General features: G+C 63.8%; 18 protein-coding genes. 7 read left to right on the forward strand and 11 right to left on the reverse strand.

Annotation, left to right across the window (positions count from 1 at the left end; genetic code table 11):
* Positions 1-20: 20 nt before the first annotated feature.
* The 4 genes from CR152_RS15045 to CR152_RS15060 form a co-directional block, all read right to left on the reverse strand.
* Entirely contained in the window at positions 21-2,270 is a 2,250-nt protein-coding gene (locus tag CR152_RS15045) for a RelA/SpoT family protein (protein ID WP_099875660.1), read from the reverse strand.
* Positions 2,271-2,347: 77 nt separating this feature from the next.
* The gene (gene rpoZ / locus CR152_RS15050) at positions 2,348-2,551 is read right to left on the reverse strand and encodes a DNA-directed RNA polymerase subunit omega (protein WP_054264095.1); all 204 of its coding nucleotides are present in this window, start codon (positions 2,549-2,551) and stop codon (positions 2,348-2,350) included.
* Positions 2,552-2,583: 32 nt separating this feature from the next.
* Positions 2,584-3,231, reverse strand: coding sequence for a guanylate kinase (gmk, locus tag CR152_RS15055; protein ID WP_099875661.1), 648 nt, complete (start codon positions 3,229-3,231; stop codon positions 2,584-2,586).
* Between the two features lie 208 nt (positions 3,232-3,439).
* Complete coding sequence (locus CR152_RS15060) at positions 3,440-4,327, reverse strand: YicC/YloC family endoribonuclease (RefSeq protein ID WP_099875662.1); 888 nt, start codon at positions 4,325-4,327, stop codon at positions 3,440-3,442.
* A 97-nt stretch (positions 4,328-4,424) separates the two neighbouring features.
* On the opposite strand from CR152_RS15060, the gene CR152_RS15065 reads away from it, so the two are divergent.
* The 3 genes from CR152_RS15065 to rph are packed head-to-tail and all read left to right on the forward strand — an operon-like array spanning position 4,425 to position 7,122.
* A complete protein-coding gene (locus CR152_RS15065; RefSeq protein ID WP_099875664.1) occupies positions 4,425-5,420 on the forward strand; it encodes a serine/threonine protein kinase in 996 nt (331 codons plus the stop codon).
* A gap of 15 nt (positions 5,421-5,435) precedes the next feature.
* Positions 5,436-6,386, forward strand: coding sequence for a PP2C family protein-serine/threonine phosphatase (locus CR152_RS15070; protein ID WP_054264091.1), 951 nt, complete (start codon positions 5,436-5,438; stop codon positions 6,384-6,386).
* Between the two features lie 7 nt (positions 6,387-6,393).
* Positions 6,394-7,122, forward strand: coding sequence for a ribonuclease PH (rph, locus tag CR152_RS15075; protein ID WP_099875666.1), 729 nt, complete (start codon positions 6,394-6,396; stop codon positions 7,120-7,122).
* Positions 7,123-7,254: 132 nt separating this feature from the next.
* On the opposite strand, the gene CR152_RS15080 is transcribed toward rph, so the two are convergent.
* A complete protein-coding gene (locus CR152_RS15080) occupies positions 7,255-8,205 on the reverse strand; it encodes a DUF3616 domain-containing protein (protein WP_099875668.1) in 951 nt (316 codons plus the stop codon).
* Positions 8,206-8,244: 39 nt separating this feature from the next.
* Positions 8,245-9,306 (reverse strand): transporter, encoded by a 1,062-nt coding sequence (locus CR152_RS15085; protein ID WP_099875669.1) that lies wholly within the window; start codon positions 9,304-9,306, stop codon positions 8,245-8,247.
* 205 nt (positions 9,307-9,511) lie between these two features.
* On the opposite strand from CR152_RS15085, the gene rdgB reads away from it, so the two are divergent.
* Positions 9,512-10,096 (forward strand): RdgB/HAM1 family non-canonical purine NTP pyrophosphatase, encoded by a 585-nt coding sequence (gene rdgB, locus CR152_RS15090; RefSeq protein ID WP_099875671.1) that lies wholly within the window; start codon positions 9,512-9,514, stop codon positions 10,094-10,096.
* Positions 10,093-11,331: a radical SAM family heme chaperone HemW gene (hemW, locus tag CR152_RS15095; protein ID WP_099875673.1), complete on the forward strand. Its 1,239-nt coding sequence runs from the start codon at positions 10,093-10,095 to the stop codon at positions 11,329-11,331. Before rdgB ends, hemW begins: the two co-directional genes overlap by 4 nt.
* A 205-nt stretch (positions 11,332-11,536) precedes the next feature.
* On the opposite strand, the gene CR152_RS15100 is transcribed toward hemW, so the two are convergent.
* Positions 11,537-13,138, reverse strand: a complete 1,602-nt coding sequence (locus CR152_RS15100) for a methyl-accepting chemotaxis protein (protein WP_099875675.1) — start codon at positions 13,136-13,138, stop codon at positions 11,537-11,539.
* A gap of 447 nt (positions 13,139-13,585) precedes the next feature.
* On the opposite strand from CR152_RS15100, the gene CR152_RS15105 reads away from it, so the two are divergent.
* Together CR152_RS15105 and CR152_RS15110 are read left to right on the forward strand one after the other, a co-directional pair.
* A complete protein-coding gene (locus tag CR152_RS15105) occupies positions 13,586-16,714 on the forward strand; it encodes a response regulator (RefSeq protein ID WP_099875677.1) in 3,129 nt (1,042 codons plus the stop codon).
* Complete coding sequence (locus tag CR152_RS15110; RefSeq protein ID WP_099875679.1) at positions 16,711-19,263, forward strand: GGDEF/EAL domain-containing response regulator; 2,553 nt, start codon at positions 16,711-16,713, stop codon at positions 19,261-19,263. Before CR152_RS15105 ends, CR152_RS15110 begins: the two co-directional genes overlap by 4 nt.
* On the opposite strand, the gene CR152_RS15115 is transcribed toward CR152_RS15110, so the two are convergent.
* The 4 genes from CR152_RS15115 to CR152_RS15130 form a co-directional block, all read right to left on the reverse strand.
* Positions 19,253-20,047 carry a substrate-binding periplasmic protein gene (locus tag CR152_RS15115; protein ID WP_157778497.1) on the reverse strand — a complete coding sequence of 265 codons (795 nt, stop codon included), beginning with the start codon at positions 20,045-20,047 and terminating at the stop codon, positions 19,253-19,255. The two genes, CR152_RS15110 and CR152_RS15115, sit on opposite strands and share 11 nt — an antisense overlap.
* 157 nt (positions 20,048-20,204) lie before the next feature.
* The gene (locus tag CR152_RS15120) at positions 20,205-21,155 is read right to left on the reverse strand and encodes a M28 family peptidase (protein WP_157778498.1); all 951 of its coding nucleotides are present in this window, start codon (positions 21,153-21,155) and stop codon (positions 20,205-20,207) included.
* 105 nt (positions 21,156-21,260) lie between these two features.
* Positions 21,261-22,646 carry an efflux transporter outer membrane subunit gene (locus tag CR152_RS15125; protein WP_099882349.1) on the reverse strand — a complete coding sequence of 462 codons (1,386 nt, stop codon included), beginning with the start codon at positions 22,644-22,646 and terminating at the stop codon, positions 21,261-21,263.
* A gap of 13 nt (positions 22,647-22,659) precedes the next feature.
* Entirely contained in the window at positions 22,660-25,824 is a 3,165-nt protein-coding gene (locus CR152_RS15130; protein ID WP_099875682.1) for an efflux RND transporter permease subunit, read from the reverse strand.
* Positions 25,825-25,845: the final 21 nt, after the last annotated feature.

Genomic DNA, 25,845 nt, shown 5'->3' on the forward strand with positions numbered 1-25,845 from the left:
GAAAAGGTTAGCGGAGAAAATTAATTCCGCTCGCGTTCCACCCTGGTCACGCCCATCACGCGCCGCAGATTCCTGATCAGATGCGCCAGATGCACGCGGTCCTTGATCTGAATCGTAAACCGCAACTGCGTCATGACGTGTTCTTCATCCTCGTCCATTCCCACATACGAAATGTTCGCATCCGATTCGCCAATCTCGGCGGCCACGCGCGCCAGAATGCCTTTTTCATTATTAATCAGCAGCCTGATCCGGCAGTCGAAGCGGCGATTCAATTCTCCGCCCCACTGCACGGCGATCCAGCGGTCCGGTTCCTTGCCGCGCAGCCGCTTGGCGCCGGCGCAATCGCTGGTGTGCACGATCAATCCCTGATCGCGCCGCAGCTGTCCGATGATCTGGTCGCCCGGAATCGGCAAACAGCACGGCGCCAGCTGCACCGACACGCCTTCGCTGCCATAAATCGTGACCGGATCGAGTTCGCCCGGCGTCGCATTCGGATTGGCCGGCAAACTCACCAGATCGTCATCGACCAGGCCGAAAATATGCCGCGCCACCAGTGCCGCCATGCGCTTGCCGATGCCGATGTCCGCATACAGCTCATCCATCGACTTGGCCGACGATTCATTGAGCAGCTTCTCGACCGTCGGCTCCGGCAGATCGGGCTGGATATTGAGTGCCGTCAATGCCTGCGCCAGCAACTCGCGGCCCAGTTCGACCGACTCGTTCAGGTTGATGGTGCGCAGATGATGGCGGATCGCCGAACGCGCCTTGCCGGTGCGTACGAACGCCAGCCACGTCGGGCTCGGCCGTGAATCGGGATTGGTGACGATCTCGACAATGTCACCATTGCGCAACTCGGTGCGCAGCGACGCCGCTTCGTTGTTGATCTTGACCGACACCGTATGGTCGCCGATGCCGGTGTGAATCGTGTACGCAAAATCGAGCGCCGTGGCGCCGCGCGGCAGGGCGATGATCTTCGATTTCGGCGTGAACACGTACACCGAGTCGGGGAACAGGTCGACCTTGACGTGCTCCAGGAACTCGGCCGAGTCACCGGTCTGCTGCTGGATGTCGAGCAGCGACTGCAGCCAGGCGTGGGTCTTTTGCTGCAGGTCCGACAGGTTCGACTCGCCATTCTTGTACAGCCAGTGCGCGGCCACGCCGGATTCGGCGGTGCGGTGCATTTCCTGGGTGCGGATCTGGAACTCGACCGGCGTGCCGTACGGGCCGATCAAGGTCGTGTGCAGCGACTGGTAGCCGTTGAGCTTGCGGATCGCGATGTAATCCTTGAACTTGCCCGGCATCGGCTTGTACAGGCCGTGCAGGGTGCCCAGCGCCACGTAGCAATTGGCGAAGCTGTCGACCACCACTCGGAAACCGTACACATCGAGCACCTGCGAGAACGACAGATGCTTGCTGCGCATCTTTTTATAGATGCCGTACAGGGTTTTTTCGCGCCCGTAGACTTCGGCCGGCAGCTCGGCGATGGCGAGGGTGTTCTTGACCGATTCGAGGATCTTCTTGACCACTTCGCGCCTGTTGCCGCGCGCCGCCTTGACGGCCTTGGACAGGGTGCGGTAGCGCACCGGATACAGGTGCGAAAACGCCAGGTCTTGCAGTTCCCGGTAAATATTGTTCAGGCCCAGGCGGTGCGCGATCGGCACGTACACTTCCATGGTTTCGGAAGCGATGCGGCGTTTCTTGGCCGGCGTCATGTGCTCGAGCGTGCGCATATTGTGCAGACGGTCGGCCAGCTTGATGAGAATGACGCGCACGTCCGACGCCATGGCCAGCAGCATCTTGCGGAAGTTTTCCGCCTGCGCTTCGATCAGGGTCTGGAATTCGATTTTTTCGAGCTTCGACAGGCCGTCGACGAGGCTGGCGACGGGGGCGCCGAAGCGCTCGATCAGCTCATCCTTCTTGACGTCCTGGTCTTCCATTACATCGTGCAGCAGCGCGGCCATGATGGCCTGGGCGTCGAGCTTCCAGTCGGCGCAGATTTCGGCGACGGCGATGGGATGGGAAATATACGGTTCGCCCGACTTGCGGACTTGTCCAAGGTGCATCTCGTCGGAAAAACGATACGCTTCCTTGACCTTTTTCAGTTCGGAGGCAGTGAGGTAATCGGTCAGCTTGGCCGACAGCTGGGAGACCGATGCCACGCCCGGGGCGGGAGTAGCAGGGACCGCGGCTTCTTGCGCCTTGGTGGCGGCGCGCGAAGACCGGGTCTTGGGTGTGCCTGAAAGTGTCGTATCCGGAGGAGTCAGATTCATACGCAAAGTCAATCAGCCGAAATGTGAAAAAAGAAAATCAGGATGGCTTGTTGACACCGTTCGGGCACGAAACACACTTACATCGGAACCTTTTTCAGCATCTCGATACCGACCTTGCCGGCTGCGATTTCACGCAGGGCGACGACGGTTGGCTTGTCCTTGGCTTCGACCTTAGGAGTGTGGCCTTGCAACAACTGACGCGCGCGATAGGTCGCGGCCAGGGTCAGCTGAAAGCGGTTAGGGATGTGCTTCAAGCAATCTTCAATGGTAATGCGGGCCATGTAATTTCCTCAATATGACGGTGTGTGCCGTGTCACGATTGTTGCGCATGGATACCCAGTTGGGCAAATAGCGAGGCGTTACGCGCAGCTTGTTGTGCAAAACGGCTGCGTGTCGCTCTGACAATCGCGCTCATCTCTGACAAGGCGACGTTGAACTCTTCATTGATAATAACATACTCGAACTCCGGAGCGTGAGCGATCTCGCCCCCGGCGGCCAGCAGACGGCGCGTGATCACGTTCGGTTCATCCTGGCCGCGCTTGTACAGGCGCTCTTCGAGGGCGGCGATCGAGGGCGGCAAAATGAAGATGCCGGCGGCGTCGGGAAACTGCTTGCGCACCTGGCGCGCGCCCTGCCAGTCGATCTCGAGCAGGATGTCAGTGCCGGTTTTCATTTCCTTTTCGACCATCAGGCGCGAGGTGCCGTAGTAATTACCGTGCACTTCCGCCCATTCGAGGAATTCCTCGCGGCCGGCGCGCTCGACGAAGTCGTCGGCGGTGGTGAAGTGGTACTCGCGGCCATCCTGTTCGCCAGGGCGGGGAGGGCGCGTGGTGGTCGAGATCGACAGCTTGATGCCCGGTTCCTGCGCCAGCAGGGCGTTGACCAGGGTTGACTTGCCTGCGCCGGAAGGCGCGGCGACGACGAACAGGCTGCCTGAAAAACCATTGATTGGAGAGGGCATGGGTGTCTTTCTCGGGTACGGGTTGGTGCGTTATTGCGGTTAAAAACGATAAAAATACAGGCTGCGCGTGTTCGTTGCGCCGCCCCCAAAACGTCGTTCCCGCGAAGGCGGGAACCCAAGCTCGGTGCTGGCGCTGATACGCGTGCGAACGAACTTGGGTTCCCGCCTGCGCGGGAACGACGAGCTAAGGGGCGAAATGAGGGTAGCGCTACTCCAGATTCTGCACCTGCTCCCGCATCTGTTCGATCAACAGCTTCAGTTCCATCGACGCATCGGCCAGTTCCTTCACCGACGCCTTGGCGCCCAGCGTATTGGCTTCGCGGTTCAACTCCTGCATCATGAAATCGAGCCGCTTGCCGACCTGGCCACCTTTTTTGAGGATATGCCGCGTCTCGGTCAAGTGCGCGGACAGGCGCGAGAGCTCTTCCGACACATCGATCCGAATTCCGTACAAGGTCACTTCCTGGCGAATCCGCTCGAACGCTTCCTGGCGCGTCAGGGTCGACGGCGTGCCGTGCCCGGCCAGCCCCAATGCATCCTGCATCCGCTCGACCGCCTTTTGCTGGAATTGCGCGATCACCTGCGGAATGAGCGGCGTGATGCGCTTGACAATCACGTCCATCGCATCGATGCGTGAAATCAGCATCGCCTCCAGGGCCGCGCCTTCGCGCCGGCGGCTGTCGACAAACGCCGCCACGGTGGTGGCCGTGAGCGCGGCCACGTCGGCCTGCAGCGACTCCTGGCCGACCTGGGCTTCCTCGATCACGCCGGGCCAACGCAGCAGCTCGGCCACCGTCATCAGCGGCGCCGACACGAAATGCTTGGTCACTTCGGTCTGCAAGCGCGCCAGATCGGCCAGCAGGGACGCATTGAGTGCTTGCGAACCGCCGGCGACCTTGCGCCCGAAACTCAGGCGTGCCTCGACCTTGCCGCGCGTGATGGCGGCCATGATCGCGGCGCGCAAGTCCGGTTCGAGCGCGCGCAACTCATCGTTGATGCGGAACTGCAGATCCAGAAAGCGCGAATTAACGCTCTTGATTTCAATTGTAAGGGTGCCCGCCGCGCCTTCGCTGGTGGCCACCGCGTAACCTGTCATGCTAGAAATGCTCAATGGAGTCCCCGGTATTTTTATCTTTTCTTTACAAAGCCGTGATTTATCCACACAATCGCCGTGTTAAGCAAGGAACACACAGATGGCTGCACAAAATAACGCTCCCCTGCCCGATGGTCTTGAAATTGCCGGATATCGCATTGTAAAGAAAATTGCGTCCGGTGGGTTCAGTATTGTATATCTCGCTTATGACGCCGAGGGGAACGCGGTCGCCATTAAAGAGTACCTGCCGAGCTCCCTCGCTTTGCGGCAACCTGGCGAGCTCGTTCCGGTGATTTCACCTCCCAATCTACCGGTATTTCGCATCGGCCTGAAGTGCTTTTTCGAGGAGGGAAGGGCGCTTGCGCTGATCTCCCACCCGAACGTGGTGCGGGTGCTGAACTTCTTCCGCGCCAACGATACCGTGTACATGGTGATGGGGTATGAATCGGGCCACTCGCTGCAGGAACACATCGCCCGGCTCGGCAGCAAGGGCAGCCGCTTGTCGGAAGCCTTCATCCGCCAGATTTTCCTGGGCGTGTGCGGCGGCCTGCGCGAAGTGCACGCCAACAAGCTGCTGCACCTGGACCTGAAACCGGCCAATATCTACCTGCGCACTGACGGCTCGCCGATTTTGCTCGACTTCGGCGCCGCGCGCCAGACCATCAACGCCGATATCCCGAAGCTCACGCCGATGTACACGCCGGGCTTCGCCCCGCCCGATTTGTACTCGAAAACGGCGGCGCTGGGACCATGGTCGGATATTTACAGCATCGGCGCCACCATCTTCGCCTGCATGGCGGGAGCGCCGCCGCAGCCGGCCGACCAGCGCAAGACCGAAGACAAGATGCCGGGCTACTACGCCAAGCTGGAAGGCAGTTTTTCGCCGGCCTTGATCAACATGGTCAAGAACTGCCTCGACATGGACCCGCTGGCGCGGCCGCAAAGCCTGTTCGCGCTGCAAAAGGAACTGGCGCTGCCGCCGCCCAAGAAGCCGGAAGCGCCGCGCGGCCTGGAGAAGCTCGGCGGCCAGGTCCGCGGGCTGGTCGACCGCCTGGGTAGTCTCGGCCGCAAAAAAGTCAACGATAAAAACACCTGATCCAGAAAGATATCTATGCAATTTTCCGTTTATCAGGAAAGCCAGCTCGGCGGCCGCAAGGTCAACCAGGACCGGATGGGATACAGCTTCACGCGCGACGCGCTGCTGCTGGTCCTGGCCGACGGCATGGGCGGCCACCTGCGTGGTGAAATGGCCGCGGCCATCACGCTGCAAACCATGTCGAGCATGTTCCAGCAGCACGCCACGCCGTACGTCAGGAAGCCCGAACGCTTCCTCGAAGAGGCGTTCCTCGAAGCGCACGACGAGATTCACCGCTACCGCATCGCAAACAACATGCCCGACACGCCGCGCACCACGGTGGTGGCCTGCCTGATCCAGCACAACACGGCGATCTGGGCCCACTGCGGCGACTCGCGCCTGTACTGGCTGCGCCGCGGGCAGATCCTGGGACGCACGCGCGACCACTCGCACATCGAGCACCTGATCGCCCAGGGCCTGGCCGATCCGGCCGAGCGCGCGACTCACCCGGACCGCAACAAGCTATATAACTGCATCGGCGCCAGTTCGCTGCCGAAGATCGAAGTGTCGCGCCAGGTCAGCCTGCTGACCGGCGACGTGGTCATGCTGTGTTCCGACGGCTTGTGGTCGATGCTGCCGGACGAGGAAATCGTCCATCGCCTTTCGACCCAGACCATCGTGCGCGCCATTCCCGACATGATCAGCACCGCCATCACCATCGGCGGCGAGACCTGCGACAACACGACCGCGCTGGCGATCATGTGGCAAGGTTCGCCGGAAGTGGAAACGGCGGGCGTGAACACGGACGGCAGCGCCGCGGTGATTTCGACCATGATGCTGCCCGAGAACCTGGTCAGCACCACGATCCTGAGCGCCCCGGAGCCGGAGCAGCCGCTCGAAATCGACGCCTTCAACGACGACGAGATCGAAAAAGCGATCGCCGAGATCCGCGACGCCATCGAAAAATCATCCCAAGTTTTGAAATAAGGTTTGTATGACATTTGAATCACGTCCGAGCGGCCGCGCCGTCGACCAGCTGCGCGACATCGTATTGACGCGCCAGTACACCAAGCATGCCGAAGGATCGGTACTGATCGAGTGCGGCGACACCAAGGTGATTTGCACGGCCAGCATCGAAGAGAAGGTGCCGGGCTTTTTGAAGGGCAAAGGGCAGGGCTGGCTGACGGCCGAATACGGCATGCTGCCGCGTTCGACGCATACGCGCATGGACCGCGAAGCGGCGCGCGGCAAGCAAAGCGGGCGCACGCAGGAAATCCAGCGCCTGATCGGGCGCTCGCTGCGCGCGGCGTTCGACCTGGAGGCGTTCGGCGAGCGTACCCTGAACCTCGATTGCGACGTGATCCAGGCCGACGGCGGCACGCGTACCGCCTCGATCACGGGTGCAATGGTGGCCGCGTATGACGCGTTCAGCAAACTGGTGGCCAGCGGTGCGATTCCTGCGGTGCCGGTGAAGAGTTTTGTGGCGGCGATTTCGGTCGGCGTGTACAAGGGCATGCCGGTGCTGGACCTCGATTACGTCGAGGATTCCGGCTGCGACACGGATATGAATGTGGTGATGACCGAAGCCGGGCACTTTATCGAAGTGCAGGGCACGGCGGAAGGCGCGGCGTTCGACCGGGCCGGGATGAACCGTTTGCTGGATCTGGCGCAGGCGGGGATTGCGGATATTATCGCGTTGCAGAAAAAAGCGCTGGGGATTTAACCGCCCCTCCGTTACCCTTTGCTCCGTCGTTCCCGCGCAGGCGGGAACCCAAGTTTGTACCGCAGATACAGGCGGCTCAACTAACTTGGGTTCCCGCCTCCGCGGGAACGACGGTTTCAAGTTTGCGAGTACTTACAACACTACCGTAATACTCCGAAACGTCTGCTCCTCCTCCGCCATCCCCTTCACGTGCGGCCCGCCGTCATCACTGAGGATCTGCACCTTGCGCGTCCCGGGAATGGCAAACAGCGCCTCCGGCCGCACATCGTCAAAATCCTCATGCACCAGCTGTTCCGGCGCATCGTCCTTCTTGCCTGACCAGCGATACAGCGCAAACTCCCCATGATCGGCCGGCGGCCCCGCCACGATCATGTACGCCAGCCCCACCAGCTCCATGCTGCGGATCGCCAGGCCGCCCAGATCGAGCTCGAACGCCTCGCCAAACTCGGCCCGCTCGCCCTCGATCACCTTCTCCGGGTTCAGCAAATGCACCACCAGCGCCTTGCCTTCCGGAGCGGGATTGCGCAACCCGATCAGCAAGGTCCCTTCCGGCGTGGCCGCCAGCCCTTCGATGTTGAAAGCGCCATCGGCTTCCGGCGTCTTCCCGGACGCCTGCGCAATCGGATATTTTTTCAGCTGTTCGGACTCGATCATATCGTCCAGCAGGCCGCTGTAGGCCTTGCCGACCGGTTCCAGGCGCGCTTTTCCCTTGCCATTCGCCTTGCCCGCCTCGGTCGCAAAGAACCGGAAGCGGCGCTCCTGCACCTCGCCCTTCTTGTTGCGGCCGTGCGAGGTAATCCAGTAAATCCGCTCACCGATGGTGGCAGCGCCTTCCAGGTCCGATTCCTTGTTCTTCTTGGTGCCCAAAAAGTCAGACAGGTCGACCACGTCCACCGCATCGGCCACGCCGCGCTGGTAGATTTTCAGCTGGTTGCGTTCGTCGTTGGCGACCACGAACAGGTCTTCCCCGAGCGCGGCGGCGGCCGAGGCGTCACACATGCCGCGATAGGTAAAATGGTCTTCCAGCTTCGCGTGCAGCGCGTCCGCAATCAGGGTGGCGCTGGCCGCTTCGTGTTTGCTCATGGCGTCCTCCGTGTATTAACTAGAACACCATCATAGTGGCTAACGCAGGCGCCGCGCCGCACGCGTGACCAGCCAGCCCGCCACCACCGTGAACGTGGCGATGATCCCGGCAATGATCCAGAAGCCGGCCGGGTGGTGCGCCAGCGGAATGCCGCCCACGTTCATGCCCAGCATGCCGGCGATGATGTTGATCGGCAGCGCCAGCACAGTCACGATGGTCAGGATGAACAGGCTGCGGCCCGTCTCTTCGCTCACGCGCGCGGCGATTTCTTCCTGCAGCAGCTTGATGCGTTCCTGCAGCGACGACATATCGCTCAGCACGACCGAGAATTCCTCGGTCGCTTCGCGCAGCTCCTGGGTGTCCAGGTCGGCCATCCACGAGGGCGGGCGTTGCAGGAGCCGGAACAGGGCGGCCGGCTCGGGCGCCAGCAGGCGTTGCAGGCGCACCAGCACGCGCCGCATGGCGCCCAGATCTTCGCGCTTGGCGGTAGGGCGGTCGGCCAGCAGCTTGTCTTCGATGTCGTCGACCCGTTCGACGGCGTCGCGCACGATTTTCACCAGCACGTCGGCCTGGTCGCGCAGCAGGTGGATCAGCAGTTCGACCGAGGAGCGTACCGGCTCGCCCTGGCGTACCGCCTGGCGCACGCGTTCGATCGACTGCAAGGGCTTCCTGCGCGCGCTGACGACGACGTTGCGCGCCACGCTGACCCACAGGGTCGAAATGTCCGACTCCTCGAACGAAAAATTGTGCAGCACATCGTTGACCACCGCGATCAGGGTGTCTTCGGCCAGTTCGATGCGGGTCGAACGCGAGCCGGTGTGCAGCGTCTCGTAGAATTCATCGGCCAGGTTGGCGTGCGTGGTCAGCCACTTTTCGCTGGCCGCGTTGGACAGGTTGAAGTGCAGCCAGATGAACTGCGATGGATTGTTGGCCGCGTGGTCGCGCATCCAGGCCAGCGCCGCGGCCGAATCGATGGCCAGCGCTTCCGGGCTGACGCCGAACAGATAGCCCCACACCAGCCCCGAAGGGTCGGAGCCATAGCTCACTTCAACCTTGTCGATCTCAAGCAAGGCAGCCTCCGGCGCGCATGCTTGCGTCATGGTCGGTTTGGGCGTCGCTTAGCGCGTCGCATGGCGCTGCTGTCGGCATCGGATAATCGTCGTCAATTCAGGATGCCGATATAGTACAGTGTTTGCCCCGCAAAATCCCGCAAAAGCGGCGCCCCCGCCAGGCGGGCGGCCAATGGCGCTAAAATACGCACTTGCGGATGCCGATGGCATCCATCACCCGCCAGACCAGACTCTTATGACCCAACGCCTTATCCTCGCTTCCAACAACGCCGGCAAACTCAAGGAGTTTGGCGAAATCCTCGCACCCGTAGGCTTTACCCTGCACGCACAGGGCGAATTCGACGTGCCCGAAGCCGACGAGCCGTTCGCCACGTTTGTCGAAAACGCGCTCGAAAAGGCGCGCCACGCGTCGCGCCTGACCGGTTTGCCGGCGCTGGCGGACGATTCGGGCGTCTGCGTCAATGCCCTGGGCGGCGCGCCCGGCGTATGGTCGGCGCGGTTTGCGGGCGAACCGAAATCGGACGCGCGCAACAACGAAAAATTGATCGCCGACCTGGCCGGACACGCCGACAAATCGGCGTACTACTACTGCGTGCTGGTGTTCGTGCGCCACGCGGACGACCCGCAGCCGGTCATTGCCGACGGCCGCTGGAACGGCGAGATCGTCGCCGAGGCGCGCGGCACGGGCGGTTTTGGCTACGATCCGCATTTCTGGATTCCTTCGCTGGGCAAGTGCACCGCCGAGTTGTCGCCAGCGGAGAAAAACGCGCTGTCGCACCGCGGCCAGGCCCTGCGCGCGCTGGTAGAGAAGCTGAAATGATTCCGATCAAAGTCGCCGGCAGCGCCGTCAAGACCGAGCCCCGCTCGCCGGCCGCCAGCGCCCTGCAGTACCTGCAGCCGGGCGCCTTGAACCTGGCCGCGCTGCCGCCGCTGTCGCTGTACATCCACTATCCGTGGTGCGTGAAGAAGTGCCCGTACTGCGACTTCAATTCGCACGAGGCACGCGGCGAGCTGCCGGAAGAGGAATACCTGGATGCGCTGCGGCTCGATCTGGAGCAGTCGCTGCCGCTGATCTGGGGCCGCAAGATCTACACCATCTTTATCGGCGGCGGTACGCCGAGCCTGATGTCGGCCAAGGGCCTGGACCGCCTGATGTCGGATGTGCGCACCCTGCTGCCGCTGGATGTGGATGCGGAAGTGACGATGGAAGCCAATCCGGGCACGTTTGAGGCCGAAAAATTCAAGTCGTTCCGCGCCAGCGGCATCAACCGCCTGTCGATCGGGATTCAGAGCTTCAGCGGCAAGCACCTCAAGGCGCTGGGGCGGATCCATGACGACAACGAGGCGCGCCGGGCGGTCGAGATCGCGCATGCGAACTTCGACAACTTCAATCTCGATCTGATGTATGCCTTGCCGTCGCAGACCCTGGAAGAAGCACGGCACGACCTGGAAACGGCGCTGTCGTTCGCGCCGCCGCACCTGTCGCTGTACCACCTGACGATGGAGCCGAACACGCTGTTCGCCAAGTATCCGCCGGCGCTGCCGGATGACGATGCCAGCGCCGACATGCAGGACATGATCGCGCTGGAGACGGCGGCGGCGGGATACGGGCATTACGAAGTGTCGGCGTACGCGCAGCCGGGGCGGCGCGCGAAGCACAATGTGAATTACTGGGAGTTCGGCGATTATCTCGGCATTGGCGCGGGCGCGCACTCGAAGATCTCGTTCCCGCACCGGGTGCTGCGCCAGGCGCGCTACAAGCAGCCCAAGGCGTTTATCGAGGCGGCGCGGGCCGGTAATCCGGTGCAGGAAGAACGCGAGATCGGGCGCGCGGATATGGGGTTCGAGTTCATGCTCAATACCTTGCGCCTGACCGAAGGGTTTTCACCGAACCTGTTCGGCGAACGCACCGGCATGGGGATCAATGCGATCGAGCAGACGCTCAATGCGGCCGAGGCCAAGGGCTTGATTTACCGCGATCACAAGATCATCCGGCCGACGGAGTTGGGACAGCGCTTTTTGAATGATTTGCAGGAGATGTTTTTGTCGGCGTAGGGAGCCGTCGTTCCTGCCAGCCGCCACCGTCGTTCCCGCGCAGGCGGGAACCCAAGTTCGTAGAGCTGCCTGCGACTACAGAACAAACTTGGGTTCCCGCCTGCGCGGGAACGACGGTGGTAACGGGAACGACGGTGGCTGACGGGAACGACGGTTTTTGAGTTGACAGGGTGTCGTTTCTGGCAGTGCGAGAAACGACGTCGGGTCAGGCCGCCAGTTTCAGCGGCATTTTGCCCGCAACTCTCTGCGGCCGGCCTTTCGACGTCGCCGCCAGCTTGAACCCGCCCGCCACATCCGCCAGCCGCGCCGCCTGTTCTTCCAGGCTGCCGGCCGCCGCTGCCGCTTCTTCCACCAGCGCCGCATTCTGCTGCGTGACCTGGTCCATCTGCGCAATCGCTTCGTTGACCTGGTCGATGCCCACGCGCTGCTCGTTACTGGCGGCGGTGATCTCGGACATGATGTCGGTCACGCGCGCCACGCTGTCGACCACTTCGCCAATCGTGGTGCCGGCTTCCTGCACCAGGCGCGTGCCGTTGCTGACCTGGGCCACCGAGTCGCCGATCAAGCCCTTGATTTCCTTGGCGGCGCCGGCCGAGCGCTGGGCCAGCGTGCGCACTTCGGAAGCGACAACGGCAAATCCGCGTCCCTGTTCGCCGGCGCGCGCCGCCTCCACGGCGGCATTGAGCGCCAGGATATTGGTCTGAAACGCGATGCCGTCGATCACGCCGATGATGTCGACAATCTTGCGCGACGACGCTTCGATCGATCCCATCGTTTCGACCACCTGGCTGACGATCGCGCCGCCCTTGCGCGCCACCTGCGACGCGGCCAGCGCGAGCTGGTTGGCCTGGTGCGCGTTGTCGGCGTTCTGGCGCACGGTGGACGTCAGTTCTTCCATCGAGGCGGCGGTTTCTTCGAGCGAGCTGGCTTGCTGCTCGGTGCGGGCCGACAGGTCCAGGTTGCCGGCGGCGATTTCGGTCGAGCCGATGGCAATCGCATTGGTGCCGCTCTGGACTTCCGAAACCACGCGCGTGAGCGAATCGTTCATCGCCTGCAGGGCGCGCATCAGGTCACCGATTTCATCGCGCGCAGCGTGACCGAACTCGGTGGTCAGGTCGCCGCCGGCCACGGTGCCGGCCACCGCCACGGCGGCCTTGAGCGGGCCGGTGATCGAGCGCGTGATCAGGAAGGCGCACACGGCGCCGGTCAGCACCGCCAGGGTGCCGAGCAGCAGGAGCAGGCTGATGGTGCGGCGGTTGGATTTTTCGATGGCGACGGCGGTGTCGTCGATGGTCTTGCGCTGCATGCCCAGCATGGCCTGAATGCCGTTCTGGTACGCGCTGGCGGCGGGAAGAAAGGTGCCGTTGAAGGCCAGGTCGGTGCTGGCGCCGTCGCCGGCCTTTTTGGCGGCCATGACTTTTTCCTTGGCCGCCTGGTAAGTGGCGCGCTGGGCCAGGATGGCCTGCATCGTCGCCTTTTCTTCGTCGCTGGTGAGCAGCGGCTCGATCTGCCTGATCAGCTCCGTGCTGCGTTTGACGCTGTCCGCAATGGCTACCGCGAACGTGGTCGAGAGCGTGTCGTCGGCACTGCGGGCGATCAGCGAGGTGCGGGTGACGGCCGAATAAGTCATCACGTACCAGTCCGAGATCATGCGTTCCTTGGTCAGCGGCTGCGCCATCATGCGTTCCGTGGCGCGCGCGTTCTCGCTCGCCGCCATCATGGCGTAGCCCGTGGACAGGATGGACAAAACCAGCACGATGGCGAAACCGATCGCAAGGCGGGATCCGATGCGGACATTGGGGAACATGATGTTTTCCTGACAGTTGAGAAGTGAATAATTCCGGACGGCAATTATCCTATACCGCAAGATACACATCCAGCTAACGTTTCTCGAACTGCAATCTTTCCTCAGGACGTTGTTTTAAGGCAACGTCTTTCTTGTACCCACCTGATTGTCACTGCAAACATGGCAATTCCAGCCATTTTATTGTCATTTCGGAATTGTTCATCGGCGCGATATGCACACGGCATGGCCGGCCGTCAGGGCGATGGCGGGTGGTTGACACTGTCGGATCGGCGCAACCTTTTGTTCAAATACACAGCGGCAACCGGCGCTTGCATACAGGCATCCCATCCGACTAGAATGAATGTCTGGGCGCTACCATGTAGCGCCGGGCAAGACACTGCGCCACCGCAAGGACATTGCGGCCGCCTGCGCATGCCGGAGCTTGGATTTCCCTTGACCGGAGGGTCGATGTTCAGCACGCAAACGCTTGCCAGCCGTCTTCTCTACACCATGCTGCCGTGGTACCTGTTGCTATCGGTGAGCATGACGCTGCTGCAGCTGGGGATCCAGTACGTGGCGGTCAGCCGTGCCATCGGCAGCGATCTGGCCTCTCTTGGACGCACCGTCGAACCGGGCGCCGCGCAAGCGCTGTGGGAGCTCGATACCGCCCGCCTGACGGCCGTGGTGCGCGGCGTGCGCCAGAACGCGATCGTCACCGGCGTGCGGATCACTAATGCGGACGGCGCAGAGCTGGTCGGCGACGGCGACCGTCCCGCCTTGCGCGCCAGTCCGACGGCCCCGGCATCGCACCAGTACCAGCACGACAAAATGCCCTTGCGCTACGTCGAACGCGACAACAAGCAGCGCTTGATCGGCTACCTCGAACTGTATGCCAACGGCGACGTGTTGTGGGATCGCCTCAAGCCGAGCTTCTTTGTCGTGCTGCTCAATTCTGTGCTCGGCAGCACTTTCTTGTGGCTTATCGTTTCCTGGACCATCAGCTATCGCCTGTCGCGCAGCGTGACCGAGGTGGCGCGCGGGGTCGCGCAATGGCGGGCCGCGCCGGGCGAGAGCCGGGCCGGGGACATCTCCTACCCCTACCAGGACGAACTGGGGCAGCTGGTCGGCGCGCTGAACTACAGCCATGCGCAGCTCTACGATTCGATGCAACAACTGAAGGAGATCAACCAGAACCTGGAACACAGCGTGGCCGAACGCACCTGCCAATTGCAGCAGGCCAAGGATGCCGCCGAGGCAGCCAACCTGGCAAAGGGGCAATTCCTGGCCAATATGAGCCATGAAATCCGTACCCCCATGAACGCGGTGCTGGGCATGCTGTACCTGGCCCTGAAAACCGACCCCGCGCCGGCGCTCCAGAATTACCTGGGCAAGGCGCAAAGCGCCGCGCTGTCGCTGCTGGGCATCATTAACGACATCCTCGACTTCGCCAAGATCGAGGCTGGCAAGCTCGACATTGAAAACATCCCGTTTACCCTCGACGGCGTCCTGCGCCAACTGACCGACGCGGTCGCATACCAGGCCGAGCAGAAGGGGGTGGAATTCCTGATCCGTTACGACCCGGCCATGCCGGCCGAGCTGGTCGGCGACCCCTTGCGTCTCGGCCAGATCCTGCTGAACCTGTGCGGCAACGCGATCAAGTTTACCGAGCAGGGAGAGGTCGAACTGAGCTTTCGCGCGGTCGCCAGCACCGACAGCGACATCACCATCGAGCTGGCGGTGCGCGACACCGGCATCGGCATGTCGCCGCAGGTGCAGCGCGCACTGTTCGCCAAGTTCACCCAGGCCGACCAGAGTACCACGCGGCGTTTCGGCGGCACCGGACTGGGCTTGGCCATCAGCAAGGAACTGGTCGAACTGATGGGCGGGCGCATCTGGATTGCGCACTCGGCGCCGGGCGAGGGCAGCACCTTGTGCTTCGAGCTCACCCTGGCGCGCGCCGCCCCCGGTGCGCCGGTGCCGGCGGCGCTGCTCGATCCGGTCGGCCCCTTGCTCAAGGGAATCCGGGTGCTGGTGGTCGACGACAGCGAATCCGCGCGCGACATCATGGCCGACATGCTGCGCTTCCTGCAGCTCGACGTGGCGGTGGCCGCCAACGGGGTGCAGGCACTGGCCGCGCTGGCCGCCTCCAACGATCAGCCGTTCGATCTGGTGCTGATGGATTGGCGCATGCCCGGCATGAACGGCGACGAAGTGACGCGCCATCTGCGCGCCGACAGCCGCATCGCCTACGTGCCCAAGGTGGTCATGGTCACCGCCTATGGCCGCGAAGATGTGTTCCGGCTGGCGCAGCAAGCCGGCGTGGATGGTTTTCTGATCAAGCCCGTCTCGCCGTCGACCTTGCTCGATTCCGTGCTCTCGGTGCTGGGCCGCAAACGCATTCTGGACAATGACGAGCTGCGCCGCCCGCCCGTGCGCCTGCGCGCCTCGGGCTTGTCGGGCGCGCGCCTGTTGCTGGCCGAGGACAATGACATCAACCGCGAATTCGCCAGCGAACTGCTGCGCAGCGAGGGCATCCTGGTGGACGAGGCGGTCAATGGCCGGCAAGCCGTCGAGATGGTGCGCGCAGGGAGTTACGACGGCGTGCTGATGGATATCCAGATGCCCGTGATGGATGGATTCGAAGCGGCGCGCCAGATCCGCGCCATGGCCGCCACGGCCGATGGCGAGCGCTTCGGCACGCTGCCCATCATCGCCATGACCGCCCTGGCGATGGCCCACGATGTGGTGCAGAGCCGCGCCGCCGGCATGAACGACCATGTGACCAAGCCGATCGCGCCCGAGCGCCTGATGGCCACCCTGGCGCATTGGGTCCGGCTGGCACCGCAGCGCGTCGTGGTGGGCCCGCCGGCGCCGGAACGGGCACCGCTGCGCTTTCCTCCCGATCTGCTCGCGCTCACCAGCCTTGATGTGCGCGAAGGCGTGCGCCGGATCGGTGGCAAGGCCGATGCCTACCGCCGGCAATTGCTGCGCTTTCGCGACAACTACGGCGACGCCGCCGCGCAACTGAAGGCCTTGCTGGCGCTACCCGATCATGAACCCGCCGACGCTTACTGCCACAGCCTGCTCGGCGTGACCGGCAATCTGGGCGCCACCGCCTTGTTTTCCCGGCTGGGCGCGATCAGCGGCAAACTCAAGAACGGCGAGCCGCCCGCCGCGGCCGACCTGGAATCGATGCAGGGCTTGCTTGCCGCGCTGCTCGCCGACATCGACGGCATGGCCGCCGCGAATGCGAGCGCGAACGCGGACGCGGACGCGGACGCCGCCGCATCCGCCTTGCCGGCCTTGCCGCATGCCTCCCTGATGGCCTTGCTCGACCAGCTGGCAAGCGCGCTCGACTACGATCTGGGGCGGGCCGAATCCTTGCTGGCGCAATTGCGCGCGAGCACGGTCGGCACCAGCGCCGCCGCCGCGATTGCCGAGATCGCCAGCTGTGCCGACGCCTTTGCGATCGAACAGGCGGTGGAACTGGCCCAGGCCCTGCGCCTGCGGCTGAGCCAGGCCAGCCACGACCATTCCATGCCGCCGCCGTACAGCGACGGCGCCCTCCGACAGGCGCAACCCGGAACCCATCCATGAACCGATTCAGCCGACACCGCCCGCGTATTCTGATCGTCGACGACGTGCACGAAAATCTGCATCTCCTGATGAATATCCTGAGCGCGACCCACACGATGACGGCCGCCACCTCGGGCGAAAAGGCGCTCGAGCTGGCACGCCGCAGCCCGCAGCCGGAATTGATTTTGCTCGACATCAAAATGCCGGGCATGGATGGCTACACCGTCCTGTCGCGCCTGAAATCGGACCCGGCCACGACCCATATTCCCGTCATCTTCGTCACCGCCCTGGACGACGCGGCCGACGTCGCCGGCGGGCTGGAACTGGGCGTGGCCGACTACATCACCAAGCCGGTCGATCCGGAATTGCTGCTGCTGCGCGTGAGTACCCAGCTGACCTTGCAACGCTATCGCGAGGACGCCGGCCTGTTCGACAGCGAGCTCAGCGCCGACCCGGCCAGCGCGCCGACCCTGCTGCTGGTCGACGACGTGCCCCAGAACCTGCACGGGCTGCTCGAAGCATTGCGCGACGATTACCGCATCATGATCGCCGGTTCGGGCGCCAAGGCGCTCGACCTGGTGCAGGGCACGGCGCCGCCCGACCTGATTTTGCTGGACATTATGATGCCCGGCATGGGCGGCCTCGAGGTATGCCAGCACATCAAGTCGCTGCCCGAGCACAGCCGCATTCCGGTCATTTTCGTCACGGTGGCCGACCGGGCCCACGACAAGCTCAAGGGCTTCGAGCTGGGCGCGGCCGACTACATCACCAAACCGTTCGACATCGAGGAAGTGCGTGCGCGGGTGCGCACCCACCTTGAGCTGAGCCGCCTGCGGCGCCACCTCGAACGCGTGGTCGCCCAGCGTACCGCCCTGCTCCAGAAGAGCGAGGAGAAATACCGCATCCTGGCCGACTACTCGCCGAACTGGGAATACTGGCTGGGGCCGGATGGCAGCTACCTGTACGTCTCGCCCGCCTGCAGCGCGGTGTCGGGCTATGCGCCGGCCGACTTCTTTGCCGACCCGGCCTTGATGGAAAAGATCATCGATCCGGCCGATCTTGCGGGCTGGGCCGAGTTCGGGTCGGCCTGCGGCATGGACGAGATCGCACCGTTCGTCTGCCGCATCCGCGCCCTGGACGGCAGCGAGCGCTGGGTCGAGCATGTGGCCAAGCGGGTGCTCGACGCCGAGGGCACGCCGCGCGGCTGGCGCGGTTCGTATGCGAATATCACCCAAAGGCGGCAGGCCGAACAACAGCTCGATTTCGTCACCCACCGCGACCCCCTGACCGGCTTGTCCAACCGCGCCTTGTTCGCCGAATTGCTGGTGCACGCCGTGAAGCAGGCCAGGCATGCGCAATCGGTGTTTGCGCTGCTGTTCATCAACCTCGACAACTTCATGACGATCAATGAAAGTCTCGGACACAGTGCCGGCGACCGCTTGCTGACCGAGGTGGCCATGCGCCTGCGCGCGCTGTTGCCCGGGGTGGACGCGATCGCGCGCGTGGGCGGCGACGAATTCAATATCGTCCTCGAGCACGAGGCGAACGCGCCCGGCGTCGACCTGGTCGCGCAGCGCATCATCGATGCCCTGTCCCTGCCATACCAGCTGGACGGTACCAGCGCGTATGTCGGCGCCAGCGTCGGCATCGCGCTGTATCCGGCCGACGGCGGCGATGTGGGGACCTTGCAAAGCAGCGCGGCCGCGGCCCTGCATCAGGCCAAGGCCAAGGGACCCGGCGCCTTGCGCTTTTTCTCGCCGGAGATGAGCAGCCGCGCCAGGGACAGGCTGGGACTGGAGGCGGACTTGCGCGGCGCGCTCGAACGGCGCGAGTTTTCGCTGCACTACCAGCCCCAGGTGGACCTGCGCAGCGGCGAACTGATCGGCTTGGAAGCGCTGATCCGCTGGACCCATCCGGTGCGCGGCAATGTGGCGCCGGCCGCGTTTATCCCGCTGGCCGAGGAGTGCGGCCTGATCGTCGACCTGGGCGACTGGGTCTTGAAAACGGCGTGCCACCAGATCCGGCGCTGGAGCGACGCCGGCCTGGCGCCGCGCCACACAGCGGTGAATATCTCGGCGGTGCAGCTCAGCAGCGGGCGCTTGCTCGATTCGGTCAAGCGCGCGCTCGACGCCGCCGGCATCGCCCCGGAACAGCTGGAACTCGAAATCACCGAAAGCTTCGTGATGCTCGAGCGCGAGCTATCGTTCCAGTCGCTGGCCGACTTGCGCGCACTCGGGGTGCGCCTGTCGATCGACGATTTCGGCACCGGCTACTCGTCGCTTGCCTATCTGCAGCAGCTCAAGGTCCACAAGCTCAAGATCGACATGTCCTTCGTGCGCGACATGATGAACAACAGCGGCAACGCGGCCATCGTGCGGGCCGTGATCGCGCTCGGGCAGAGCCTGGGACTGGAAGTGATCGCCGAGGGCGTCGAAGAGGCCGGACAGGCGCGCTACCTGCGCGACCTGGGCTGCGACGTGATGCAGGGCTATCTGTTCAGCCGGCCGCTGGTGGGCGAGGACACCGGCGCATTGCTGGCCGATTTCACTACACGGCACTTTACTTTTTAGGCGAACTGTACGTCTGAATGCGCAGTTTGGCCTTGAGTTTTTTCACATCGCCCGACGCGATCAACAGGTCGACGATGGCGTTCATTTGTTCCACGGAAATGGGGCCATCTTTCCTGACCAGGTGGGACAGTTCGACCTGCGAGTCGTAGTAATCGGCCACGATCACTTGCTCGCGCACCTTGGGGTCTTTCAGGTAATGCGCCATGACGACTTCGGGCACGATGCCGACATCGGCGCGATCGGCCAGCACGAAGCGGATGACGCCTTCGTTGGAGTCGATGAGATAGGCGTTGAAGTTTTTCCTGATATACGTTTCGTCAGGGTTGTTGTTGAACAGCTGGTAATGGTAGCCGCGCACCCCGGCCACGGTTTTTGTCGTCAACTCGTCGAACACCTGGTGCCCGCCGAAGCGGTTGGCGCTGCGCGCGAAATAGATATCGCCGCTGGTGAAGATGGTCTTGGTCGGCAGCAAGCCGTGTTCCGGCCTGGTCCACGCGATGGTGCGCAGGGGATACACGTCGGCCTGCTTGTCGAGGAAGATGCGGTCGAGGCGCAGGCGCGGGTAGATGACCAGTTCGAAATGAAACTTGTTCTGCACCGTGTTCATCCTGTTGACGAAATCGGCCAGGTCGCCCCTGGGCACCTTCTTGCTGTCCAGGTACATGAGCTTTCCCCACGAGTCGGTGGCGACGATCACCTTGATGCGCGCATGCGCGGCCCCGGCGGCGATTGCCATGCACAAGGCCAGCAGGGAAGACTTCAGCAGCGTGATGGAGAGGCTCACCTTGGACCCGCCTAAGGAGGAATTCTTGGCATAGCATACCGCGAAACAAGATTTCATCCAATACAGTGCGCGCAGTTCATGAAGTCGATGTGCCCTGGGCCGCGACGCACCGGCCGCCCGCGATGTGCCACGGCACGGTGTACTTTGTTCGCCAGCTTTAGCGGTCTTGTACCATCGCCTCGATGACTTTCGCCATGCCGTCGACGACCTTGGCCATGCTGGCGTAGTCGAGTTTGTCCGGTGTATCGGTGCTGCGGTGATAGTGCGGGTAACGCATCGTCGCGGTATCGGTGATCATGACGGCGTCATAGCCCTCCTTGTTGTAGGAGGTGTGATCGGACCAGGTGACGCCCTTGACGAACGACGGCGCCGCCAGGGACTCGGCGGGGAAGGTGGACGCCTTGCGGAAGGCCGACACGGTCCTGCGCACCAGGCTGGATGAACCGAGGGTACCGACAAAGGCGATGAAATTGCCCTGGTCCGGGTAGAAGGCGGCAACGCCGGGCGGATAGCGCTGGCTGTTTTTGGCGTTGGAGTAGTAGCCGATGGTTTCCAGGATCAGCGCCGCCTCGACGTGCTGGCCGCGCGCCTTGAGCGCCCTGGCGTGATGGCGGCTGCCCATGCCTTCGCCGCCGAAATAGGGCGGTTCTTCGTTGACGAACAGGACGAACCGCAGTTCGTTACCGGAAGCGGGGACGACGCCCTTGAAGATGCGCGCCAGTTCGACCACGGCGGCGCTGCCGCTGCCGTTGTCGTTGGCCCCTGGCGTGCCCGGCGCGGAATCGTAATGCGCGCCGACGATATAGATGCGCTCGGGCTGCTTGCCGGGAGCAATATTGGCGATCGACACTTCCAGATTGCGCACGCGGTGGCCGTCGTACGTGTATTCGTCGCGCCGCACCGCATAGCCCTGGGCGGCGAGGGTGGCTTCGAGATACAGGGCGGCCTTTTCAAGCGCGGCCGGGGTTCCAGTGTTGTGTTCGCTTGAAGCGATCTGGCGCACGTGTCCGGCCAGGCGTGCGGGCAGGTCGGCTTCCGGCGCAGCGCTGGCGGGAGCGATCAGTGCGGCGGCTGCCACGGCGACGGTAGTGTTGAACAGCGTGCTCATATGAATGCGCATTGTGGCCCTGGTAGCGGTAGACAGAACGAATGGGCGTGAAGTTCCCGGCCCGGCGGATTGACGCAAGCGCGATTGTACAGCCGGGGCCGGGATTTATTGCGGGGCGGTCCAGCCGCCGCCAAGCACGCGGTACAGCGTGACCTGGTTTTGCAGCCGCTGCAGGTTGGCCTGCACCGCCGCCTGTTCAGCGGAAAACAGCGAGCGCTGGGCGTCGAGCAGGTCGAGGTAGCTGGCCGCGCCGCTGCGGTAGCGCAGGTCCGACAGCTTGAAGCGCTCGGCCTCGGCTTCGGCCACCGAACGCTGGGCGCGCAGCTGCTCGCCGAACGTGGCCTGGCCCGCCAGCGCGTCCGACACTTCGCGGAACGCCGTCTGCACCGATTTTTCGTACTGCGCCACGGCGATGTCGCGCCCGGCCTTGGCGCTGCCCAGGTTGGCGTTGTTGCGGCCGTAGTCGAAGATCGGCAGCACCATCTGCGGCGCGAACGACCAGCCGTACGAACCGCTCTTGAACAAGCCGCTCAGCTCACTACTGGCGCTGCCGGCGCTGCCGGTGAGCGTGATGCGCGGGAAGAAAGCCGCGCGCGCCGCGCCGATGTTGGCGTTGGCGGCGATGAGCTGCTGTTCGGCGGCGCGGATGTCCGGACGCACCGTCAGCAAGTCCGACGGCAAGCCGGCCGGCAGTTCGCTCAGCGACATCGCCGCCAGCGTGGTGCTGGTGTCCGGCCCGGCCGGCAGGGTCTGGCCGACCAGCAAGGTCAGCAGATTGAGGTCTTGCGCGCGCTGGCGCTGTTGCTGCGCCAGTACCACGCGGGCGCTGTCGAGCAGCGACAGTCCCTGCTGCAGGTCGAGCTTGGAGACGACGCCGTTGTCGTACTTGAGCTGGATCAGCTTGAGCGATTCCTCGCGCGCGGCCAGGGTTTTTTGCGTCAGGCCCAGCAATTCTTCATCGGCCAGCAGGCTCAGATACGCGTTGGCGACCGAGGCGACCAGGCTGATGTGCGTGCTCTTGCGCGCCTCCTCGCTGGCCAGGTACTGGGCCAGGCCGGCGTCGCTCAGGCTGCGCACGCGGCCGAACAGGTCGAGCTCGAACGAGCTCACGCCAAACCCGGCCGTGTAGGTGCTGTTGATGCTGTCGTCCTTCCCCGGCACGCGGCTGCCGCTGACGCTGGCGTTGAGCGACGGCAGGCGGTCGGCGCGGCGGATCTGGTATTGCGCGCGCGCCTGTTCGATGTTCAAGATCGCCACGCGCAGGTCGCGGTTGTTGGTCAGCGCCAGTTCGATCAGTTGCTTCAAGCGGGCATCGGCGAAGAAGCGCTGCCAGGCGATGCTTGATGCCGCTTCGGTGCTGGCGCTGCTCATCGCCAGCGCCGGGAAGGCGGGTGCGACCGGCGCGGCCGGACGCTCGTACTTGGGCGCCATCGACGCGCAGCCGGCCAGTGCCAGGGGAAGGGCCAGCGCCAGGGGAGTGAATCGTGTCATCAAGGTGCTCAGTTTATGCGTCATGTTTTACCTCTGCGGTCAAAGCGGCGCCGTCTTCGTGCGCGTATTTCTTGCGCTGGCGCTCGCTGCCCTTGAATAGTTTGCGCACCACCACGAAGAACACGGGAATGAAGAACACGCCCAGTGCGGTCGCGGTGATCATGCCGCCGGCTACGCCGGTACCGATGGCGCGCTGGCTGGCCGAACCGGCGCCAGTGGCGATCACCAGCGGCATCACGCCGAGGATAAAGGCGAACGAGGTCATCAAAATCGGGCGGAAGCGCAGATGGCACGCTTCGATCGCCGCTTCCACCAGCGGTTTGCCCTGCGCCTGCAAGTCCTTGGCGAATTCGATAATCAGGACCGCGTTCTTCGCGCCCAGGCCGATGATGGTGATCAGGCCGACCTTGAAGTAGACGTCATTCGGAAAGCCGCGTCCGCCCGCGGCGATCAGCGCGCCCAGCACGCCGAGCGGCACCACCAGCAGCACGGCGACCGGAATCGACCAGCTTTCGTACAGCGCGGCCAGGGCCAGGAAGACCGCCAGCAGGGCGAAGCCGAGCAGCACGAACACGGTCGAGCCGGACAGTTTTTCTTCGCGCGACTGGCCGGTCCATTCGAAGCCGAAGCCCGGCGGCAGTTCGGACGCGATGCGTTCCATTTCGGCCAGCGCGTCACCGGTGCTGCGGCCGGGGGCGGCGTCGCCGGCGATGCGCATGGTCGGGTAGCCGTTGTAGCGCACGGTCTGCATCGGACCGGTGATCCAGCGCGTCGTGGCGAACGAGGACAGCGGCACTTGCTGGCCCTTGTTGTTGACCGCGTTCAGTTTCAACAGGTCTTCCGGCTGCATGCGGTCCTTGGCGTCGGCCTGAACCACCACGCGCTGCAGGCGCCCGGCGTTCGGGAAGTCGTTCACGTAGGACGAGCCGAGCGAGGTCGAAATGGCGGTGTTGATGGCGTCGAAGGTCACGCCCTGGGCGCTGGCCTTGTCGCGGTCGATGTCGAGCTGCACCTGCGGCGCATCTTCCAGGCCTTCCGGACGCACGCCGGCCAGGACCGGGCTCTTGCTGGCCGCGCCGAGCACCTGGCCGCGCGCCGCCAGCAGGGCTTCGCGTCCGAGTCCGGCACGGTCCTGCAGGCGGAACGAAAAGCCGGTGCTGCTGCCCAGTTCGGGAATCGGCGGCGGGCTGATGGCGAAGATGAAGGCGTCGCGCACACGGCTCATGCGGCCCGAAATGCGTCCGGCCACGTCGCTGGCGCTGTGGCCGGCGCCGCCGCGCTCTTTCCAGTTCTTGAGCGTGATGAAACCGAGCGCCATGTTCTGGCCCGAGCCCGAAAAGCTGAAGCCCTGCACGCCGACCATGCTGGCCACTTCCGGCTGCTTGAGGATGAAGTCTTCGGCCTCGCGCAGCGCCTTGCCGGTGCGTTCCAAGGTGGCGCCAGGCGGCAGCTGGAAGTTGGCGATGATGTAGCCCTGGTCTTCGTTGGGCAGGAAGGAGTTCGGCAGGCGCACGAACATCAGCGCGACCACGGCCACCAGCGCGACGAACACCATCATCGAGCGGCCGGTGTGGCGCAAGGTGGTGGCGACCCAGCCTTCGTACTTCTTGGCGGTGCGCGTGAAGCCGCGGTTGAACCAGCCGAAGAAGCCTTTCTTGGCGTGGTTGTGGCCCGCTTCGACCGGTTTCAGGAAGTGGGCGCACATGGCCGGCGTGAGCGAGAGCGCCATGAAAGCCGAGAACAGGATCGACGAGACCATCACCGCCGAGACCTGGCGGTAAATGTTACCGACCGCGCCGCCAAAGAAGGCCAGCGGCACGAACACCGACACCAGCACCACGGTCACGCCGATGATGGCGCCCGAAATCTGGCTCATCGCCTTGCGCGTCGCTTCCAGCGGCGGCAAGCCTTCTTCGCTCATGATGCGTTCGACGTTTTCGACCACCACGATGGCGTCATCGACCACGATACCGATCACCAGCACCATGCCGAACATGGTGAGCACGTTGATCGAGAAGCCCATCGCCAGCAGGGTCGCGAGCGACCCGAGCAATGCCACCGGCACCACGATGGTGGGAATGATGGTGTAGCGGAAATTCTGCAGGAACAGGTACATCACCAGGAACACCAGGATCACCGCTTCGACCAGGGTTTCCAGCACTTGCTTGATGGAGATCTCGACGAACGCCGAGCTGTCGAACGGCACCGCGTATTTCATCCCGGCCGGGAAGTATTTGGACAGTTCGTTCATGCGCGCGCGCACCAGCTTGGCCGTTTCCAGGGCATTGCCGCTCGGGGAGAGCTGGATGCCGATGCCGGTCGATGGCTTGCCGTTCAGGCGCGCCGAGGTGGAATAGCTCTGGCCGCCGATTTCGATGCGGGCCACGTCTTTCAGGCGCACGGTCGAGCCGTCCGGATTGGCGCGCAGCACGATATTGCCGAACTGCTCGACGCTGGCCAGCTGGCCGGTCACGACCACGGTGGCGGTAATGGCTTGTCCGCCGATGTTCGGCAAGTCGCCGATGGTGCCCGAGGCCACTTGCGCGTTCTGGGTGCGGATGGCGCTGTTCACATCGGCCGGCGACAGGTTGAAGCCGACCAGCTTGGCCGGATCGATCCAGATGCGCATGGCTTTTTCGGTACCGAACAGCTGGGCCTGGCCCACGCCGCGGATGCGCTGGATTTCCGGCAGCACGGTGCGCGAAGCGTAGTCGCCGAGGGCGATCGGGTCCCATTTCGGGTCGTCCGACGAGAGGATGGTAAACAGCAGGAAGTTCGAGCGTGCCTTGTCCACGCGCACGCCTTGCTGCACCACCGCCTGCGGCAGGCGCGGGGTGGCGCGGCCGAGGCGGTTCTGCACGTCGACCTGGGCCAGGTCGGCGTTGGTGCCGGTCTCGAAGCTGAGCGTGATGGTGCCGGTGCCGTTGGCCTGGCTGTTCGATTCCATGTAGATCAGGCCGGGCGAACCGTTCATTTCGCGTTCGATCACGCTGATGACGCTGTCCTCCAGGGTCTGGGCCGACGCGCCCGGGTAGGCGGTGGTGACCACGATGGCCGGCGGCGCCACGGTCGGGTACTGGGCGATCGGCAGCTGGGTGATCGCCACCCCGCCGACAACCATGATGAATAATGCGATCACCCACGCAAAAATGGGGCGGTCAATAAAGAAACGGGCCATGAAGTAATCCTGAGTAGATGT

Origin of the sequence: Massilia violaceinigra (assembly GCF_002752675.1) — a bacterium.
Lineage (GTDB): Bacteria > Pseudomonadota > Gammaproteobacteria > Burkholderiales > Burkholderiaceae_D > Telluria_A > Telluria_A violaceinigra.

Coding starts and splice junctions, on each gene's coding strand:
- hemW (WP_099875673.1), top strand. CDS start 10,093: ATGATTCCGATCAAAGTCGCCGGCAGCGCCGTCAAGACCGAGCCCCGC.
- CR152_RS15065 (WP_099875664.1), top strand. CDS start 4,425: ATGGCTGCACAAAATAACGCTCCCCTGCCCGATGGTCTTGAAATTGCC.
- CR152_RS15080 (WP_099875668.1), bottom strand. CDS start 8,205: ATGAGCAAACACGAAGCGGCCAGCGCCACCCTGATTGCGGACGCGCTG.
- gmk (WP_099875661.1), bottom strand. CDS start 3,231: ATGCCCTCTCCAATCAATGGTTTTTCAGGCAGCCTGTTCGTCGTCGCC.
- CR152_RS15105 (WP_099875677.1), top strand. CDS start 13,586: ATGTTCAGCACGCAAACGCTTGCCAGCCGTCTTCTCTACACCATGCTG.
- CR152_RS15070 (WP_054264091.1), top strand. CDS start 5,436: ATGCAATTTTCCGTTTATCAGGAAAGCCAGCTCGGCGGCCGCAAGGTC.
- CR152_RS15125 (WP_099882349.1), bottom strand. CDS start 22,646: ATGACACGATTCACTCCCCTGGCGCTGGCCCTTCCCCTGGCACTGGCC.
- CR152_RS15085 (WP_099875669.1), bottom strand. CDS start 9,306: ATGACGCAAGCATGCGCGCCGGAGGCTGCCTTGCTTGAGATCGACAAG.
- rdgB (WP_099875671.1), top strand. CDS start 9,512: ATGACCCAACGCCTTATCCTCGCTTCCAACAACGCCGGCAAACTCAAG.
- rph (WP_099875666.1), top strand. CDS start 6,394: ATGACATTTGAATCACGTCCGAGCGGCCGCGCCGTCGACCAGCTGCGC.
- CR152_RS15120 (WP_157778498.1), bottom strand. CDS start 21,155: ATGAGCACGCTGTTCAACACTACCGTCGCCGTGGCAGCCGCCGCACTG.
- CR152_RS15130 (WP_099875682.1), bottom strand. CDS start 25,824: ATGGCCCGTTTCTTTATTGACCGCCCCATTTTTGCGTGGGTGATCGCA.
- CR152_RS15100 (WP_099875675.1), bottom strand. CDS start 13,138: ATGTTCCCCAATGTCCGCATCGGATCCCGCCTTGCGATCGGTTTCGCC.
- CR152_RS15110 (WP_099875679.1), top strand. CDS start 16,711: ATGAACCGATTCAGCCGACACCGCCCGCGTATTCTGATCGTCGACGAC.
- rpoZ (WP_054264095.1), bottom strand. CDS start 2,551: ATGGCCCGCATTACCATTGAAGATTGCTTGAAGCACATCCCTAACCGC.
- CR152_RS15060 (WP_099875662.1), bottom strand. CDS start 4,327: ATGACAGGTTACGCGGTGGCCACCAGCGAAGGCGCGGCGGGCACCCTT.
- CR152_RS15045 (WP_099875660.1), bottom strand. CDS start 2,270: ATGAATCTGACTCCTCCGGATACGACACTTTCAGGCACACCCAAGACC.